Annotated in this window: 17 protein-coding genes; 8 read left to right on the top strand and 9 right to left on the bottom strand. The window is 71.7% G+C overall.

Going from position 1 to position 15,884, the window contains the following annotated elements; genetic code table 11:
* The first annotated feature begins 76 nt into the window (after positions 1-76).
* Positions 77-715, top strand: a complete 639-nt coding sequence (locus tag ABZ815_RS15340; RefSeq protein ID WP_357698041.1) for a DedA family protein — start codon at positions 77-79, stop codon at positions 713-715.
* Here the strand turns inward: ABZ815_RS15340 and dxs are convergent.
* On the bottom strand, positions 660-2,543 hold the full coding sequence (gene dxs / locus ABZ815_RS15335) for a 1-deoxy-D-xylulose-5-phosphate synthase (protein ID WP_357698294.1): 1,884 nt from the start codon (positions 2,541-2,543) through the stop codon (positions 660-662). The two genes, ABZ815_RS15340 and dxs, sit on opposite strands and share 56 nt — an antisense overlap.
* Positions 2,544-2,692: 149 nt before the next feature.
* Here dxs and ABZ815_RS15330 point away from each other — a divergent pair, with 149 nt between their 5' ends.
* Genes ABZ815_RS15330 through ABZ815_RS15320 form a run of 3 tightly spaced genes read left to right on the top strand, consistent with a single transcriptional unit; the run spans position 2,693 to position 5,242 of the window.
* Positions 2,693-3,589, top strand: a complete 897-nt coding sequence (locus ABZ815_RS15330; RefSeq protein WP_357698039.1) for a neutral zinc metallopeptidase — start codon at positions 2,693-2,695, stop codon at positions 3,587-3,589.
* Positions 3,590-3,643: 54 nt separating this feature from the next.
* Positions 3,644-4,456: a neutral zinc metallopeptidase gene (locus tag ABZ815_RS15325; protein WP_357698037.1), complete on the top strand. Its 813-nt coding sequence runs from the start codon at positions 3,644-3,646 to the stop codon at positions 4,454-4,456.
* A 36-nt stretch (positions 4,457-4,492) separates the two neighbouring features.
* Positions 4,493-5,242, top strand: coding sequence for a neutral zinc metallopeptidase (locus ABZ815_RS15320; RefSeq protein ID WP_357698035.1), 750 nt, complete (start codon positions 4,493-4,495; stop codon positions 5,240-5,242).
* Here ABZ815_RS15320 and ABZ815_RS15315 read toward each other — a convergent pair.
* From ABZ815_RS15315 to ABZ815_RS15295, 5 genes are all read right to left on the bottom strand, one after another.
* Positions 5,239-6,444, bottom strand: coding sequence for an ROK family transcriptional regulator (locus tag ABZ815_RS15315; protein ID WP_357698033.1), 1,206 nt, complete (start codon positions 6,442-6,444; stop codon positions 5,239-5,241). The two genes, ABZ815_RS15320 and ABZ815_RS15315, sit on opposite strands and share 4 nt — an antisense overlap.
* 35 nt (positions 6,445-6,479) lie before the next feature.
* Positions 6,480-7,742 (bottom strand): ABC transporter permease, encoded by a 1,263-nt coding sequence (locus ABZ815_RS15310; RefSeq protein WP_357698031.1) that lies wholly within the window; start codon positions 7,740-7,742, stop codon positions 6,480-6,482.
* Positions 7,739-8,503, bottom strand: coding sequence for an ATP-binding cassette domain-containing protein (locus tag ABZ815_RS15305; protein ID WP_357698030.1), 765 nt, complete (start codon positions 8,501-8,503; stop codon positions 7,739-7,741). Before ABZ815_RS15305 ends, ABZ815_RS15310 begins: the two co-directional genes overlap by 4 nt.
* Before the next feature lie 60 nt (positions 8,504-8,563).
* Positions 8,564-9,682: a substrate-binding domain-containing protein gene (locus ABZ815_RS15300; protein ID WP_357698028.1), complete on the bottom strand. Its 1,119-nt coding sequence runs from the start codon at positions 9,680-9,682 to the stop codon at positions 8,564-8,566.
* A 344-nt stretch (positions 9,683-10,026) separates the two neighbouring features.
* Positions 10,027-11,076, bottom strand: a complete 1,050-nt coding sequence (locus tag ABZ815_RS15295; protein ID WP_357698026.1) for an aldo/keto reductase — start codon at positions 11,074-11,076, stop codon at positions 10,027-10,029.
* Positions 11,077-11,125: 49 nt separating this feature from the next.
* Here ABZ815_RS15295 and ABZ815_RS15290 point away from each other — a divergent pair, with 49 nt between their 5' ends.
* Both ABZ815_RS15290 and ABZ815_RS15285 read left to right on the top strand, forming a co-directional pair.
* Positions 11,126-11,521, top strand: a complete 396-nt coding sequence (locus ABZ815_RS15290; protein WP_357698024.1) for a MerR family transcriptional regulator — start codon at positions 11,126-11,128, stop codon at positions 11,519-11,521.
* A 169-nt stretch (positions 11,522-11,690) separates the two neighbouring features.
* On the top strand, positions 11,691-12,005 hold the full coding sequence (locus tag ABZ815_RS15285; protein WP_357698022.1) for a hypothetical protein: 315 nt from the start codon (positions 11,691-11,693) through the stop codon (positions 12,003-12,005).
* Between the two features lie 60 nt (positions 12,006-12,065).
* Here the strand turns inward: ABZ815_RS15285 and ABZ815_RS15280 are convergent, their stop codons facing one another.
* Positions 12,066-13,106, bottom strand: coding sequence for a hypothetical protein (locus tag ABZ815_RS15280; RefSeq protein WP_357698020.1), 1,041 nt, complete (start codon positions 13,104-13,106; stop codon positions 12,066-12,068).
* Between the two features lie 70 nt (positions 13,107-13,176).
* Between ABZ815_RS15280 and ABZ815_RS15275 the strand changes: the two genes are divergently transcribed.
* Complete coding sequence (locus ABZ815_RS15275; RefSeq protein WP_357698018.1) at positions 13,177-13,716, top strand: DinB family protein; 540 nt, start codon at positions 13,177-13,179, stop codon at positions 13,714-13,716.
* 9 nt (positions 13,717-13,725) lie between these two features.
* Here the strand turns inward: ABZ815_RS15275 and ABZ815_RS15270 are convergent, their stop codons facing one another.
* Positions 13,726-14,439, bottom strand: coding sequence for a sulfite exporter TauE/SafE family protein (locus tag ABZ815_RS15270; RefSeq protein ID WP_357698292.1), 714 nt, complete (start codon positions 14,437-14,439; stop codon positions 13,726-13,728).
* 99 nt (positions 14,440-14,538) lie between these two features.
* On the opposite strand from ABZ815_RS15270, the gene ABZ815_RS15265 reads away from it, so the two are divergent.
* Positions 14,539-15,258: a neutral zinc metallopeptidase gene (locus ABZ815_RS15265; protein ID WP_357698016.1), complete on the top strand. Its 720-nt coding sequence runs from the start codon at positions 14,539-14,541 to the stop codon at positions 15,256-15,258.
* Here the strand turns inward: ABZ815_RS15265 and ABZ815_RS15260 are convergent.
* On the bottom strand, positions 15,195-15,875 hold the full coding sequence (locus ABZ815_RS15260; RefSeq protein ID WP_357698014.1) for a TetR/AcrR family transcriptional regulator C-terminal domain-containing protein: 681 nt from the start codon (positions 15,873-15,875) through the stop codon (positions 15,195-15,197). The genes ABZ815_RS15265 and ABZ815_RS15260 overlap by 64 nt on opposite strands.
* Positions 15,876-15,884 lie beyond the last annotated feature (9 nt).

Raw genomic sequence — 15,884 nt, 5'->3', positions numbered from 1 at the left:
CCCAGACCCTCCGTGATCATGCGCTCCCACCGGGCTTCCCGGTGAAGCGCCTCCCCGGGGGTAGCGGACCCGCATCATGTTCGACGATCTGCTGGACACGCTGGCCAGGCAGGACGTGGCGGTGGTGCTGTCATTCGTCCTGGTCTTCCTGACCCTGGACGCCTCGGTCGGGATCGGCCTGATCACGCCGGGCGACGGCCTGCTGCTCGTCGCGGGCGCCACGGCGGGCAGCGTGCCGGAGACTCTGGCGCTGATCGGCACCGGCGTGCTGGCCTGCCTCCTGGGCGCGACGGGCGGCCACTGGCTGGGCCGCCGGTACGGCCCCCGCCTGCGCCAGAGCAGGCTCGGCCGGCGCGTCGGGGAGGAACGCTGGACGCGCGCGGAGCGGATACTCCGGCGCAGCGGCTGGGCGCTGGCGCTGGCCTACTTCCTGCCGGTGGTGCACACGCTGACGCCGGCCGTGGCGGGCGCGGTGGGCATGCCCTACCGCAGGTTCATGCCGTGGGCGCTGCTGGGCAGCACGGCGTGGGTGAGCACGTACATCGTGCTGGGGGCGGTGGCCGGGCAGGTGGCGCGGCGGGACGCGGGCCTGCTGCTGCCCGTGGCGGGCGCGGCGGTGGTGGCCGTGCTGGCGATCACCGCCGTGGCCCGCCGGGTGCTCAACGGCGGACGGGCTGCTCCACGCGGGAGGTCCGCCGGGCGACGGCCTCGGTGATCTGGCGCGCGAGGTCCTGGCCGGTCAGTCCGATGCGGCCGAGGATCGCCGCCCGCTTGGCGTGGTCGAGGAACTCCTGCGGGATGCCGAAGGTGCGCACCGGGACGTCGACGTCGGCGTCGCGGAGCAGGCGGGCCACGGAGTCGCCCACGCCGCCCACGCGGCCGTTGTCCTCGACCACGGCGACCAGCTTGTGGGCGCCGGCGGCCAGCGTCAGCGCCTCGTCGAGCGGCTTGACCCAGCGCGGGTCGACCACGGTGGCCGAGATGCCCTGCGCGTCGAGCAGGACGGCCGCCTCCATGCACACGTGCGCCATCGGGCCGACGCCCACCAGCAGCACGTCGGGTTCGCCCTCGGCGGCGCGCAGCAGGTCCATCTCGCCCAGGCGGCCCACGGCCTCCAGGGGCTCGGCCACCGGCCCCTTGGGGAAGCGCAGCACGGTCGGCCCGTCGGTGACCTCCACGGCCTCGCGCAGCAGCTCGGTGACGCGGTCGCCGTCGCGCGGCACCGCGATCCGCAGGCCGGGCACGACCTGGAGGATCGACAGGTCCCACATGCCGTTGTGGCTGGCGCCGTCGTCGCCGGTGACGCCGGCCCGGTCGAGGACGACGGTGACCGGGAGCCGGTGCAGGGCGACGTCCATCAGGAGCTGGTCGAAGGCCCGGTTGAGGAAGGTGGCGTAGACCGCCACGACCGGGTGCAGGCCGCCGAGCGCGAGACCGGCGGCGCTGGTCAGCGCGTGCTGCTCGGCGATGCCGACGTCGTAGATGCGGTCGGGGAAGGCGTCGGCGAAGGCGTTGAGGCCGGTGGGGTGGAGCATGGCCGCGGTGATGGCGACCAGGTCCTCGCGCTCCTTGCCGAGCCTGACCAGCTCCTCGCTGAAGACGTTGGTCCAGATGCGGGGCTTGGGCTTCTCGGCGCCGGTGGCGCGGTCGAAGGCGCCGGGCGAGTGGAACTGGTCCTCGTCGTGGTTCTCGGCGGGGGTGTAGCCGCGGCCCTTCTGGGTGAGGGCGTGGACGATGACCGGGCCGCGGAAGGCGCGGGCCTTGCGCAGCGCCGCCTCCATGGCCTGCTCGTCGTGGCCGTCGATCGGGCCGACGTACTTCATGCCGAGGTCCTCGAACATGACCTGCGGGGCCAGGACGTCCTTGACGCCCTTCTTGAAGCCGTGGAGGGCGTCGTAGATGACCGGAACGTTCCCGAGCTTGTCCTTGACGTACTCGAGCATGTCCTCGTAGCGGCGGTTGACACGCAGCGAGGACAGGTGGGAGGCCAGGCCGCCGATGGTCGGGGAGTAGGAGCGGCCGTTGTCGTTGACCACGATCACGACGGGCAGGTCTTTGATCGCGGCGATGTTGTTGAGCGCCTCCCAGGCCATGCCGCCGGTGAGCGCGCCGTCGCCGATCACCGCGACGACCGTGCGCTCGCGGTCGCCGCGCAGCTTGAACGCCTTGGCCAGGCCGTCGGCGTAGGACAGCGCGGTGGAGGCGTGGGAGTTCTCGACGAAGTCGTGCTCGGACTCGGCCTGGCTCGGGTAGCCCGACAGGCCGCCCTCCTGCTTGAGCGCCTCGAAGCCGGCCGCGCGGCCGGTGAGGAGCTTGTGCACGTACGCCTGGTGGCCGGTGTCCCAGATCACGGGGTCGTGCGGGGAGTCGAAGACGCGGTGGAGGGCGATGGTGAGCTCGACCACCCCCAGGTTCGGCCCCAGGTGGCCGCCGAACCTGGCGCAGGAGTCGACGAGCAGGTCACGGATCTCCCCCGCGAGCCGCGGCAGCTCCTCAACAGCGAGCCGTTTGACGTCGTGCGGTCCCTCTATCGAGCCCAGCAACCCGCTCACGGATGCGACTCCCCTCTGCCTCGTTCGCCGTCTGTTCCTTTTCGACGACGCAGAAGAGTCTAGTTCGCCGACGTCTCACTGACTCCATCGAGTCAAATCCACCCACTTATGTCCGATCTTGACCTAGTCTTTCCGGACATATGAACTCCCTCCCTAAAGGCAGGATCGCGGCCGTCGCCGCCGCCGCCCTCGCCCTCGCCATGGCCGCCGCCTCCCTTGTGCTCGTGCTTTCCGACGTCGCCCCGACCTCGGCCGAGCGTGCGCCGGTCAACCAAGCTCAGAAGATCGCCCTGCCTCCGGCGGGCGCCGCGGCCCGCAGCGGCGGCGCCGCCGCCCCCGGGGGCCAGACGCAGGCCACCGCGAACCGGCTCTACAAGACCGGCAGGCTCGTCGACGTGAACTGCGCGCCGGGCGCCCTGCCCGCGGGCAGCATGATCGCCTACCGCCGCTTCCTCACCCGGGTGACGAACTGCCTGAACAAGGCGTGGGCCACCCAGTTCCGCAAGGCCGGCATGTCGTTCAGCAGGCCGCGGCTGCGGATCATCACCAAGAAGGTGCGCACGCCCTGCGGCGCCTGGAACACCGGCGCGGACGGCGTCTACTGCTCCAGCGACCGCACGATGTACCTGATGATCAGCCGGGACCAGCTCCGCAACCCGTTCCCGCTGGGCATCAGCCGCCTGGTCGCCCACGAGTACGGCCACCACGTCCAGCAGGCCTCCGGCATCTGGAACTACTTCTGGACGGCCAGGTCCGCCGCGGGCAAGGCCGGACGCCTCCAGCTCTCGCGCAGGTCCGAGCTCCAGGCCGAGTGCTTCTCCGCCATCTTCATGAGCACGATGAAGGGCACCGATCTGGTGAACCAGTCCGACTGGGACTACACCGTCCAGTGGTTCTACAAGAACGGCGCCAAGGGCTGGCCGCAGAACGACCATGGCAAGGGCCCGACGCAGGCGGCCTGGATGACCAGGGGCTTCAACCGGGGCGCGCCGGGCGCCTGCAACACCTGGGCGGCGGCTGCACGAAACGTCCAGTGACGTCGGGCGTTTTCCGCTTTACGTAAAACCCCCTCTTTTGTAGTGTGCCTTCCCATGCGTACCCCCCGATTGGCGATCATTGCCGGCGCCCTGGCGAGCGTCTTCGTCGCCGGTACGGCCCACGCGGCCGTGGCCGCCCCGGCAAGCAAGCCGGTCCTGACGAAGAACCCGATCTACAAGACCGGCCGGCTCGCGCTCAGGACGTGCGAGGAGCCGCCGGTCCAGTCCGGGACCGAGGACGAGGCGCGGGTCTACTTCGACGCGGTGCTCGGCTGCCTCGACAAGGCATGGGGCCCGAAGCTCAAGCAGGCGGGCTTCGCCTTCGGCAAGCCGAAGTTCAGGGTGACCACCAAGCTGGGCACCCCGACGGGATGCGGCGGCTTCCCCGAGGGCGCGCAGGCCCTGTACTGCCCGGTCAACAAGACGATGACCCTCCTGCTCAGCCCGGGCGTCGTCGAGCAGCCGTCGGACCCGGTGCTGATGCTGGTCGTGGCCCACGAGTACGGGCACCACGTCCAGAAGCTCACCGGCATGCTCCGGCACAACAAGCGCGGCGAGTACGTCCTGGACAACCCGCGTGACCTGGAGCCGGTCCGCCGTACCGAGCTGCAGGCCGAGTGCTACGCCGGCGTGTTCATGGGCAGCGTCTGGGACTCCCTGGGCCGCAGCCAGAAGGAGTTCGACTCGCTGCTCAAGGGGTCGCACAACGCGTTCGACCTGAGCGCGATCGGTGTGAAGGCGCGTTCCTCGGCCGACCTGACGCACGGCACCGACGCCAACGTCGCGTACTGGCTCAAGCGCGGCTTCACCGGCAGGTCGGCGGGCTCCTGCAACACCTGGGCCGCCTCCAAGGCCAAGGTCCGCTAGCCCGAACCCGCCCAAACTCCTCTAAGATCCGCGATCGTGCGCATTCCCCTCATGGCGCTTGCCATGTGCATGATCGCGGATCTTCTGCTGCCGGCTCCGGCGGCCGCGGCGGGCAGGCCCGCGCAAGGGGGGCTCTCGGCCGCGCCGGTCGTCGCGCGGGAACGTCTGTCGTGCAGGATCCCCGCCATCAGGACGGGCAGCGCCGCCTCGCTCAAAGCCTTCCACCGGGCCATGGCCGGGTGCGCCGACCGCTTCTGGGCCGGCCGGTTCGCGGCCGCGGGCCTGACGTACACCCCGCCCGAGGTCACCGTCACCACGGGACGCGACTCCGTCTGCGGCCGGATCACCACCAACGGCGCGCAGTACTGCCCGGCGCAGCGCACGATCGTCATCCGCATCATGAAGCACGACCTGGACGACCCGTTCCGGATGAACATCGCGCACTCCGTCGCGCACGAGTGGGGACACCACGTCCAGCAGCTCACCGGCGTGCTGGACGCGCAGAACGCCCTGTACTGGCCCGCCTCCACCGGGGCGCGCACCGTGCTCAGCCACCGGCTGGAGATGCAGGCCGAGTGCTACGCCGGCGTCTTCTACAACGCCGCGCTCACCTCGATCAAACCCGACGTCGGCTGGCGCGAATGGCTGGCCGCCGTGCGCCGGGCGGACTACAGCAAGATCCACGGACGCCCGCGCAACCTGGCCTACTGGCAGAACCGCGGCTACCGCGAGGGCTCCACCGCCGCCTGCGGCACCTGGACGGCCGCCAAGGAGCGGGTGCGCTAGGAGCTGACCCTGGCCAGCACTTCCAGCGGGTCGGCCAGCACGTGGCCGAAGGCCAGCTCGGCCGCCCCGACCAGGGTCACGTGGTCGCCGAGCGCCGAGGTGCGCAGCCGTACGTGCTCGCGCTGGGGGGCCATGGCGTGCAGCGCCAGCCGGGTGCGGACCTGCGCCGCCGAGCCGAGGTAGACCTCCCGCAGCATGCCCCCGAAGATGACCATCTCCGGGTTGAAGATGTTGACCAGGTTCGCCACGCCCAGCCCGAGCCAGTCGCCGACCCGGCTCAGCGCCTCCTGGGCGACGATGTCTCCCCGGTCGGCCGCGTCGACCACGGCCCGTACCGCGTCGCGGCCGTGCTGGCCGGGCCCGAAGCGGCCGGCCAGCTCCAGCAGTGCCCGCTCCCCCACCTCGGCCTCCAGGCAGCCGTGCGAGCCGCAGGAGCACTCGCGCCCGCCGGGGTTGACGACCATGTGACCGACCTCGCCGCCGTAGCCGTCGAAGCCGCCGAGCAGGTGGCCGCCGGCGATGATGCCGCCGCCGATGCCCACGTCTCCGTGCAGGCAGATGAGGTCGCGCACGCCCACGCCGAGGCCGCGGCTGTGCTCGGCCAGGGCCGCCAGGTTGGCGTCGTTGCCCACGCTGACCGGCAGCCCGAGGCCCAGCCTGCGGCCCAGCTCCTCGCCGAACGGCACGTCATGGGCCATCAGGTTGGGCCCGAACGTCACCACGCCGTCGCCCTTGCGCACCCCGCCGGACACGGCGGCGGCGGCGCCCACGCACACGGTGTCGTCGCGGGTCTTGCGCCGCATCTGCCGGGCGAACCCCGACAGCACCCCGGTCAGCTCGTCGAGGGCGAACTTGCCGCGCTCGCGGGTGGTCTCCCTGCGGTCGAGGATGACGCCGCCCAGCCCCACCCGGGCCGCCACCAGCCGGTCGGGGCCCACGTCGAACGCGAACACGTAGACGCGCGCCGACTCCGGGCGCACCACCAGCGAGGGCCGGCCGGCCCGGCCGGTCTCGCGCGGCAGCTCCTCCCGTACCAGCCCGGCGGCGGTGAGGTCGGAGGTGAGCGCCATGATGGTGCTGCGGTTGAGCCCCATCTTCGACGTCAGCTCGGCACGCGAGATCGGCCCGCCCAGGTGGACATGGCGAAGCAGCGCGCCGAGATTGTGGCGCCTGATGTCCTCCTGGGACGGTCCGGCACGCATCGTCTGGGGTTCCTTCGGGGGCTGCGGGTCGCTGATCACCTTAGACCAGCAGCAGCCGCCCGCTTGCGCGCCAGGGCGTCGACACCCGCGGCCAGCAGCAGGACGCACCCCGTGACCAGGTACTTCACGCTCGCACCGTAGCCCATCAGGCCCATGCCGTTCTCGATCACGGCCACCACGGCGCCGCCGAGCACCGCGTCGAGCACCCGGCCCTTGCCGCCGAACAGGCTGGTGCCGCCGATGACCGCCGCGCCGACCGCGTACAGCAGCACCGAGCTGCCGCCCGTGTTCGGGTCGACCGAGCTGGCCCTGGAGGCGGCCACGATCCCGCCGACCGCCGCCATCGACGAGCAGATGACGAACGCCGCGATCTTGATACGGTCGACCGGGATGCCGGCCCGGCGCGCGGCCTCGGTGTTGCCGCCGACGGCGTACAGGTGCCGGCCGAACGCGGTGCGCCGCAGCACGAGCGTCCACACGACCAGCAGCACGACGATGACCGGCACCACGATCGGCACGCCGGTGAGCGAGACCAGCGCGGGGTTGCGGCTGCGCTCCAGGTTGAGCACGTAGACCGCGAGCCCGCCGAACAGCGCCAGCGCGCCCACCCGGGCCGCGATCAGCGACAGCGGGTCGGCGACCAGGCCGCGCGCGGACCGGCTCCTGGCCCGCGCGAGCTGCACGCCCGCGAAGCCCGCCACGCACACCGCGTACAGGATCCAGCCGAGCAGCGGCGACAGGTTCTTGTTGGCGACGGCGACGATCACGCTGTCCCGGACCGAGATGTTCGTGCCCTCGTTGACCAGCACCAGGACCAGGCCCTGGAAGGCCAGGAAGGCGGCGAGCGTGACCACGAACGACGGTATGCCGACCTTGGCCACCAGCGTGCCGAGCACGACGCCGATGAGCACGCCGGTGGCGATGGCGGCCAGCACGCAGACGTACCAGGGCAGGCCGAAGCTCGCGAGCGTGACGGCGAGCACCGCCGCGCAGACCCCGCTGGCGAAGCCGGCCGACAGGTCGATCTCGCCCAGCAGCAGGACGAAGACCAGGCCCATGGCGATGAGCGTGACGTTCGCGCCCTGGGTGAACAGGTTGGCGAAGTTGATCGAGGTGACGAAGGCGGGCCGGGCCAGGGCGAAGACCGTGCAGAGCACGATCAGGCCGAGCACGGCGGGCAGCGCGCCCATGTCGCCGCCGCGCACGCGCTCCCAGTAGGCGCGCACGCTGTGCGCGATCGACGGGGACTGCGCGGCGACGACGATGGCCTCGCCCGGGAGTTCCTTGACCTTGCTCATGGGGTGACCCCGTTCTTGAGGCCGAGTTCGCCGCTGCGACCGGAGGTGATCAGTTCGACGACCTGGGCGTGCGTCAGGTCGGCGGTCTTGACCTGGGCGGCCATCCTGCCGAGGTAGAGCGCCGCGATCCGGTCGGAGACGGCGAACACGTCGTTCATGTTGTGCGAGATGAGGACGACGGCCAGGCCCGTGTCGGCCAGCCTGCGCACGAGTTCGAGCACCTGGGCCGTCTGGGCCACACCGAGGGCGGCGGTGGGCTCGTCGAGGATGACGACCTTGCTGTTCCACAGCACGGCCTTGGCGATCGCGACGGTCTGCCGCTGGCCGCCGGACAGGCTGGAGACCTGCTGCCTGATGGACTTCACCGTGCGCACGGACAGGCTGCTGAGGGTCTTCTCGGCCAGTTCCTCCATGCTGTCCTCGTCGAGCAGGAAGCCGTTCTTGCGTTCCCTGCCGAGGAACATGTTCTGGACGATGTCGAGGTTGTCGCAGAGCGCCAGGTCCTGGTAGACGATCTCGATGCCGAGCTCGCCCGCGTCCCGGGGGGTGTGGACGGTGACCTGGCGGCCGTCGAACAGGATCTCGCCCGAGTCGATGGGGTAGATGCCGCCGATGCACTTGACCAGCGTCGACTTGCCGGCGCCGTTGTCGCCGACGAGCGCGGTGACCTCGCCGGGGTAGGCGGAGAACTCGACCTCGTGCAGCACCTTCACCGGACCGAAGCTCTTGTCGATCCCGCGCACTTCGAGGAGGGGGGTCATGGGGCTCCCTAAAGAGGGGCGCGGCCTCGCGCCGACGGCATCCGGCCGCGCCCGTCCCTGCTATTGGATTCCGGCCTCAGTGCACTTCTTGGCGAAGTCGGCGGTGCAGAGCTCCTCCTTGGTGACGTAACCGTCGGCCACGACGTCCTTGACGTTGTCGAAGGTGATGGCCTGCGGCTCCAGCAGCTCGGAGGGAACGTCCTGGCTGGTCTCGGGGTCCTTGACGCTGGCGCTCGCCGTGGGCTTCTCGCCCTTGGCCAGCGCGACGGCGAGCTTGGCCCCGGCGTCGGCCTCCTTCTTGACCGCCTTGTAGACCGTCATGCACTGGTCGCCGACGAGGATGTTCTGCAGGCCCTGGACGGTGGCGTCCTGGCCGGTGACCGGCACCTTGCCGTTGAGGTTCTGCTTCTTCAGCACGGTGATGGCGGCGTTGCCGAGGCCGTCGTTGGCGGCCAGCACGCCGGCGATCTTCGGCTGCTGGGTGAGCATCTGCTCGAAGATCGTCCCGGCCTGGGCGTTGTCCCAGTCGGGCACGGCCTGGTCGGGGCCCTTGACGTACTCGCCGGCGTCGAACTTGGGCTTGAGCACGCCGTCGTAGCCGTTCTTGAACAGCGTCGCGTTGTTGTCGGTCGGCGAGCCGTTCAGGTAGGCGACGATGGGCTTGTCGGCCTTCTTGTCGGCCAGGCACTTGCTCAGGCCCTCGCCCTGGAGCGTGCCGACCTTGGTGTTGTCGAAGCTGACGTAGTAGGCGGCGCCGCCGCCCAGGGTCAGGCGGTCGTAGTCGATGGTGGCCACGCCCTGCGACTTGGCCTTCTCGATCACGGCCTTGCCGCTGCCGCTGTCCAGGTTGACGATCATCAGGACGGTGGCCCCGTTGGTGATCATCTGGTCGGCGATGGTCTGGAACGCCGTCTTGTCGTTCTGGGCGTTCTGGATGTCGTACTGGACGCCGGCGGCCTTGAACGCCTCTTCCAGGTACTTGCGGTCCGCCGTCTCCCAGCGCGCCGACGACTTGCTGTCCGGGAGGATGACGCCGATCTTGCCGGCCTTGGCGGGCTGCGCCGCGGTGGCGGAGGAGGTGGCGGTGGTGCCGGTCTGACCGCTGTCGCCCCCGCAGGCGGTGAGACCGAGGGCGAGCGTCGCCGCCGCGGCGGTCAGGCTGAGGATCCCCTTGCGCATGATGCAGGGTCCTTTCTTCCGGAGGGGCCCGGATGAATGTTGTTTGCGGCAACGTATTCCGCCACAGCCTGCTTTGGAAGACCCTTCCGTTCGGGAGTTTGTTGTTTCCGGTAACAATCCAGAAACACGAGGACGCGGTTCCGTGACCGGGAGCGGGCCGGCGCCGCCGGAAGTGACCGACTCCGGGGCGAGCGGCGGCGGGGGAAGTGGCCGGCTCATGGGCGGCCGGCGGCGGGAAGTGGCCGGCTCATGGGCGGCCGGAGCTCCGGTCGGGCGGGGTGGCGCGACCGGAGCGGATGCCGGGTGCCGGACCTCGTCGCGCGAGGTCCGGCGGATGTCCGGGGTCAGCTCGCGGCGCGGTCACCCAGGTGGCGGCGGCGCAGCGCGGGGTCGGTCAGGGGCGCGGGGCTCCAGAGGCCGACCGGGTGGTAGACGTTGGTGCCGGGCGGCACGAGCTCGTCGATCCGGTCCATCACGGCGTCGTCGAGCAGCAGCGAGGCGCCCTTCAGCGAACCCTCCAGCTGCTCCATCGTGCGCGGGCCGAGAATGACCGAGGTGACCGCCGGATGCGACGTGACGAAGGCGACGGCCAGGGCCGGCAGGGTGCAGCCGAGCTCGTCCGCCAGCTTGACCAGCTCCTCCACGACCTCCAGCTTGGCCGCGTTGACCGGGATGGAAGGGTCGAACCGTTCGGGCGCCCGCGCCGCGCGCCCCCGGGACAGGTCGACCTGCTGTCCCTTGCGGTAACGTCCGGTCAGGAACCCCCAGCCCAGCGGGCTGTAGGTGAGCACGCCCATGCCGAGCCGCTGCGCCGTGGGCAGCACGTCGCCCTCGATGCCGCGGGCCAGGAGGTTGTACGGCGGCTGCTCGGTACGGAACCGGTACAGGCCGCGCTGCCGGGCCACGTGGTAGGCCTCGACCGTCTCGTGCGCCGGGAAGGCCGAGCTGCCGAAGGCGCGGATCTTGCCCTGCCGTACCAGGTCGGTGAGTGCGGAGAGGGTTTCTTCGATGTCGGTCCGGTGGTCGGGGCGGTGGATCTGGTAGAGGTCGATCCAGTCGGTGCGCAGCCGCCTGAGACTCGCCTCCACCTCGCGTACGATCCAGCGTCGCGAGTTGCCGCCCCGGTTGGGCCCCTCCCCCATGGGGAAGTGCACCTTGGTGGCCAGCACCACCTCGTCCCGCCTGCCCTGCAACGCCTTGCCCACGATCTCCTCCGACTCGCCCGCCGAGTACATGTCGGCGGTGTCGACGAAGTTGATCCCATGGTCGAGGGCGGCGTGGATGATGCGGATGCTGTCGTCGTGGTCGGGGTTGCCGGCCGCGCCGAACATCATGGTGCCGAGGCAGTGGGCGCTGACCTCGATGCCGGTGCCGCCGAGGATGCGATATCTCATATCCCGGAACCGTAGGTTCTAGAGTCGGCTCTAGGTCAAACTGGACAGCATGTCAGGTTTGAGCATTGGCCAGGTCGCCGAGCGCACCGGGCTCAGCGTGCACACGCTCCGGTTCTACGAGCGTGAGGGCCTGCTGGCCCAGCCCGTACAGCGGGGAACGACGGGACGCCGGGTCTACGGCGAGGGTGACGTCGACTGGCTGGGCGTGTGCATCCGGCTGCGCGCCTCCGGCATGCCCCTGACCGACATCCGGCGCTACACCGAACTCGTCAGGGCGGGCCGCGGCAACGAGGCGGAACGGCTGGAGGTGCTGCGCGAACATCAGGAACGGGTGCTCGCCCGGATGCGGGAGCTCGACGGCTGCCTCAAGCTGATCACCAACAAGGTGGCGGTCTACGAGGGACGCCTGGGCCTGCGGGACGACACCCCGGAATGCACACCTTGATCCGTCACGGAGAGTAATGGCCCGCGGATGACCACGCCGAGCGACATGGCTGCTCAGGAGGCCACTGCATGGATCCACGGCGAGATCGAATGTCACCTTACGGTTACTGTGCGTGACGGATGAGGCGCATGAGGATGGAGGGGCCCTCGAAACGAAAGGAACCCCGCCCATGCGCCACTCTGCTCGCCTGGCCGCCCTGACCCTGGTCCTCGCCTCGGCGACCGCGCCGTTCGTCGCGGCGGCCCCCGCCCGGGCCGCGACCGGCCGGGTCGTCGTCTTCCAGGTCGAGGCCCTCCCCCTGGAGATCTACGACGACCCCGGCGGCTGCACGAAGTTGCCCCTCGCCGCCCACGTGCTGAACAACCAGACCGATCAGGCCGTCCGCATCTACGGCGACCCGTTCTGTCTCGGGTCCTCCGTCACGGTCCGGCCCGGCTACGGCAGCCACGTCCCGGCGGGGGCGGGAAGCTTCTCCGTCGCCTAGGCGAGCGCCGAACGGCCCCCGCACCCGCGGGGGCCGTTCCTCGTGCCCGCCGACCGGGCGTCAGCGGCGCGACGTGTACGGAGCCAGCACCCCGAAGTCGCGGTCCGCGTCCGGCCAGCGACGCCGGAGCGCGGCGGCCACCCGGCGGCACCACCCGGCCAGCCGGGGCAGGGCCCCCTCGGCGGCACGGGCGGCCGCCTCCAGGGTCGCGACGAGCTGGGCGCGGCTGTCGTCCCCCGCCGGGCGGCCGTCCAGCACGGGCAGCCGGGTCAGCCTGGCCAGCGCGTACGACGCGCACGCCGCCGCCAGCCCCCTCCCGTAGCGCCCGTCGTCCTCGACCTGCGGGACCCCGGCCGCCAGCGCCCCCCGGTGGATCTCGGCCTCGGCCGCGCCGCCCAGCGACAACCAGCCGGGGCCCGGCACGTACAGGGGGACGGCGTCGTGCAGCGCGTGCGTGAACCCGGCGAACTCGAAGTCGATCAGCCGCGGGTCGGCGTGGCCGTCCGCGCGTACCAGGACGTTGTTGGCCTCGGCGTCGCCGTTGCTGAGCACGAGGAACGGGCCGGGATCGGCCAGTTCGTCCAGGGCCGCGCCGAACTCCCGCTCCACCCCGCCCGGGACCGGCACGTCCGGCACCGACGGCATCCCCGACGCGCGCTGCCGGGCGACCCGCCCGAGCCGGTCGGCGGCCGGATCGACCGGCCCGAGCGCGCTCCGCCGCCGGTAGTACGCCTCCGCGTGACCCGCGGTGATCGCGCCGAGCTCACCGCGGACGCGCGCGGCGGCGGCCAGCCGGTCGGCGTGCGCCGCTGCGCCGTCGCGGCGCAGCAGCCCGTCGAGCGCGGTCCGCGGCGCGAGGTCCTCCAGCACCAGCCGTCCCGCCGCCAGATCGACGGCCAGCACGCGCGGGGCCAGGCCGGCCCCGAGGTCCTCCGACAGGAACCGGAGGGCGGCCGCCTCCGTGCGCACCCGCCACGCCTCGTCGTGGGAGCCGGAGGCGTGCGGCCCGGTCCATTTGACGATCACGCTCTCGTCGCGGTCGGTACGGCCGCGGGCCACCCGCCACGGCTCCAGCCTGGTCCACTCCACCACGTTGACCATTACGCGAGCGTACACAGAAGCCGCCCGACCGCCCGCCGCGCGTTCGAACCCGTCGGTAGACTGCCCGCCCATGACCGACTTCGACGAGCAGGGACGCCCGGAACCGCCCTTCATGGGCGACGAGGCGGAGACCCTGCTGGGCTTCCTCGACTTCCTGCGGGCCACCCTGGAGTGGAAGTGCTCCGGCCTCGACGCGGCGGGCCTCGACACCACCGTCGCCGCGTCCACGCTGACGCTCGGCGGCATGCTCAAGCACCTGGCCTACGTCGAGGACCACTGGTTCTCCCGCCGGCTGCACGGGCGCGACCCGCACGCCCCCTGGGACACCGTCGACTGGACGGCCGACCCCGACTGGGACTGGCACTCCGCCGCCTCCGACTCCCCCGACGAGCTGCGCGCGCTCTGGCGGGACGCGGTGGCCCGCTCCCGCGCCCTGACCGCCGAGGCGCTGGCCGCCGGCGGGCTCGACCAGCCGGCCCAGCGCGCCTGGCCGGACGGCCGCCGTCCCCACCTGCGCTGGATCCTCGTCCACATGATCGAGGAGTACGCCCGGCACAACGGCCACGCCGACCTCATCCGCGAGGCCGTCGACGGGCAGACCGGCGAGTAGCCCGGCGGGTCAGGCCAGCAGGCTCTGCGTGATCAGGGCCAGCGCGGAGACCGTGGCCACGACCAGGACGGCGACGCGCACCTTGCCGCCGTCCAGGTAGCGCCGCAGCGGCCCGGAGGCCAGGAAGCCCAGGATCATCGGCACGATCAGGGTCGCGCCCGTGGCCAGCGCGCGGGCGGGCAGATGGCCGACGAACGCCAGGATGGCGATCGACTGCGCGGCGCTCAGGAAGAAGAACATCGCCAGGGTGGCGCGGATCTGCGGCCCCTTGGCGCTCTGGTACACCAGGGCCAGGGGCGGGCCGCCGATGCCCGTGGCGGTGCCGGTGATCCCGGACAGGAAGCCCGCGCCGGTGATCGTCGCGCCGTTGCGGGCGATGCTGACCGTGCGGGCGGTGAGCCCGACCGCCAGCAGCACCATCACGCCGACCAGCACGCCGAGCGCCTGGACGGAGACGTACACGACGATGAGGGCGCCGACGGCGCTGCCGGGAACGCGGCCGAGCAGCGCGAACCCCAGCCCCCGCCAGTCCACCCGCCGCCACTCGACGGCCAGCGTGAACAGCGGCAGCGTCATGTTGACCACCTGGATCGCGCCGGGCATCAGGCTGTGGTCGAGCATCGTCAGCACGGGCGCGGCCACCAGCCCTAACCCGAACCCCACACTCCCCTGAACGACCGCCCCGACAAAAACCGCCAAACTACCGACAACCAGTACCAACACCTCATCACTCACGCAGAGCAGTCAATCACCCATACTTTCCGCCACCACCCGTGGCCGGAAAGCGGGCACACCGGACGATCCGCCGCCACCAGAAGCCCTATGCTGCTCACCGTGCACTCCCCCGCCCCGCGCGCCCCCACGATCCTGGCAGCCCTGTTGATCGGGGCGACGGTCCTCCAGGCCGGGCCCGCGCAGGCCGCGACACCCAGGCTCGGCCGCTCGGCGTGCCCGGAGACGGCGATCAGCTCCGGCGGCATCCCCAGAAGCCGCGAATACCTCACGACGATCGTGAAATGCCTGGACAAGTCCTGGTCCGCCTACCTCAGGCGTACCGGCCGGACGTTCCGCAAGCCCGTCGTCCGCTACTACGACGAGCCGGTGCGCGAGGTGTGCGGGTTCGCCTGGCCCGAGCACGCGGCGGCCTTCTACTGCATCGGCCGCGACACCCTCGTCTTCCCCCTGACCGGCGCCTGGATCGAGGGCCGCACCGACCTCTACCCGTTCAAGGTCGCCGCCCACGAGTACGGCCACCACGCGCAGAGCCTCCTCGGCGTGCGCAAGGGCGCGCAGAGCCGGCGGTACGAGCTCCAGGCCGACTGCCTGGCGGGCGCGTTCCTGGGCAGCGTGTGGCCGTCGCTGAGCCGTACCCGGCAGGACTGGACCGCGCTGCTCGACGCCACCAGGGCCGCCGGCGACGAGGACGGGGAGCACAGCCACGGCACGGGCGCCAACCGCGTCCGCTGGCTGGAGCGGGGCTACCGGGCCGTCTCGCCGGCGGCCTGCGACACCTGGTCGGCCCCCGCCTGGCAGGTCTCCTGACGGTCGAGGCGGCCCTGCATGCCGTCGAGGATGAGCTGCAGCCCGCCCTCGAACGACCGCTCCCCCTGCGGGTCGCCCACCTCCGTCAGCCCGGCCGTCAGCCGGGGGTGGGCCCGCTGGAAGGCCGCCATGTCCGGCATGGCCCCGTCGGCGTCCGGCCGCGTCCGGTCGGCCTGCTCCTCCAGCACGAACCCGGCGACGTACACGCTGACCGCGAACAGCCCGCGCACCGCGTCGGCCACCGCGAACCCGGCCGACTCCAGGGCCACCACCGACCGCTCCACCACCTCGAACAGCACCGGTGAGGGCCGGGTGCCGGCCACCAGCCGGGCGCCGTCGCGGTAGGAGTTGAGCATCGCCCGGTCGCGGTGAGCGTGGTCGCGCACCCACTCCCGCCACGCGGCGGGCTCGGTGAGCGCGGGGCGGTCCATGTGGGCGGCCGTCATCGCCTCGGCCATCGCGTCGAGGAGTTCCTGCTTGTTCCTGAAGTGCCAGTAGAGGGCGGGCGCCTGGACGCCGAGCTCGGCCGCGAGCCGCCGCAGCGTGAGCCCGTCGAGCCCGGTCTCCTGGAGCAGCCGCAGGGCCGCGGCCACGATGGTGCCCTTCTCAAGTGCCACGGTTGACAG

It is taken from the genome of Nonomuraea sp. NPDC047529, from assembly GCF_040642995.1.
Taxonomy (GTDB): Bacteria; Actinomycetota; Actinomycetes; order Streptosporangiales; family Streptosporangiaceae; genus Nonomuraea.
This window is presented reverse-complemented; position numbering and strand designations above follow the sequence as displayed.

What these genes read in the sequence shown, in the direction of transcription:
- ABZ815_RS15340 (WP_357698041.1), top strand. Translation starts at nt 77, where the DNA reads ATGTTCGACGATCTGCTGGACACGCTGGCCAGGCAGGACGTGGCGGTG.
- ABZ815_RS15330 (WP_357698039.1), top strand. Translation starts at nt 2,693, where the DNA reads ATGAACTCCCTCCCTAAAGGCAGGATCGCGGCCGTCGCCGCCGCCGCC.
- ABZ815_RS15325 (WP_357698037.1), top strand. Translation starts at nt 3,644, where the DNA reads ATGCGTACCCCCCGATTGGCGATCATTGCCGGCGCCCTGGCGAGCGTC.
- ABZ815_RS15315 (WP_357698033.1), bottom strand. Translation starts at nt 6,444, where the DNA reads ATGCGTGCCGGACCGTCCCAGGAGGACATCAGGCGCCACAATCTCGGC.
- ABZ815_RS15310 (WP_357698031.1), bottom strand. Translation starts at nt 7,742, where the DNA reads ATGAGCAAGGTCAAGGAACTCCCGGGCGAGGCCATCGTCGTCGCCGCG.
- ABZ815_RS15305 (WP_357698030.1), bottom strand. Translation starts at nt 8,503, where the DNA reads ATGACCCCCCTCCTCGAAGTGCGCGGGATCGACAAGAGCTTCGGTCCG.
- ABZ815_RS15300 (WP_357698028.1), bottom strand. Translation starts at nt 9,682, where the DNA reads ATGCGCAAGGGGATCCTCAGCCTGACCGCCGCGGCGGCGACGCTCGCC.
- ABZ815_RS15295 (WP_357698026.1), bottom strand. Translation starts at nt 11,076, where the DNA reads ATGAGATATCGCATCCTCGGCGGCACCGGCATCGAGGTCAGCGCCCAC.
- ABZ815_RS15290 (WP_357698024.1), top strand. Translation starts at nt 11,126, where the DNA reads ATGTCAGGTTTGAGCATTGGCCAGGTCGCCGAGCGCACCGGGCTCAGC.
- ABZ815_RS15285 (WP_357698022.1), top strand. Translation starts at nt 11,691, where the DNA reads ATGCGCCACTCTGCTCGCCTGGCCGCCCTGACCCTGGTCCTCGCCTCG.
- ABZ815_RS15280 (WP_357698020.1), bottom strand. Translation starts at nt 13,106, where the DNA reads ATGGTCAACGTGGTGGAGTGGACCAGGCTGGAGCCGTGGCGGGTGGCC.
- ABZ815_RS15275 (WP_357698018.1), top strand. Translation starts at nt 13,177, where the DNA reads ATGACCGACTTCGACGAGCAGGGACGCCCGGAACCGCCCTTCATGGGC.
- ABZ815_RS15265 (WP_357698016.1), top strand. Translation starts at nt 14,539, where the DNA reads ATGCTGCTCACCGTGCACTCCCCCGCCCCGCGCGCCCCCACGATCCTG.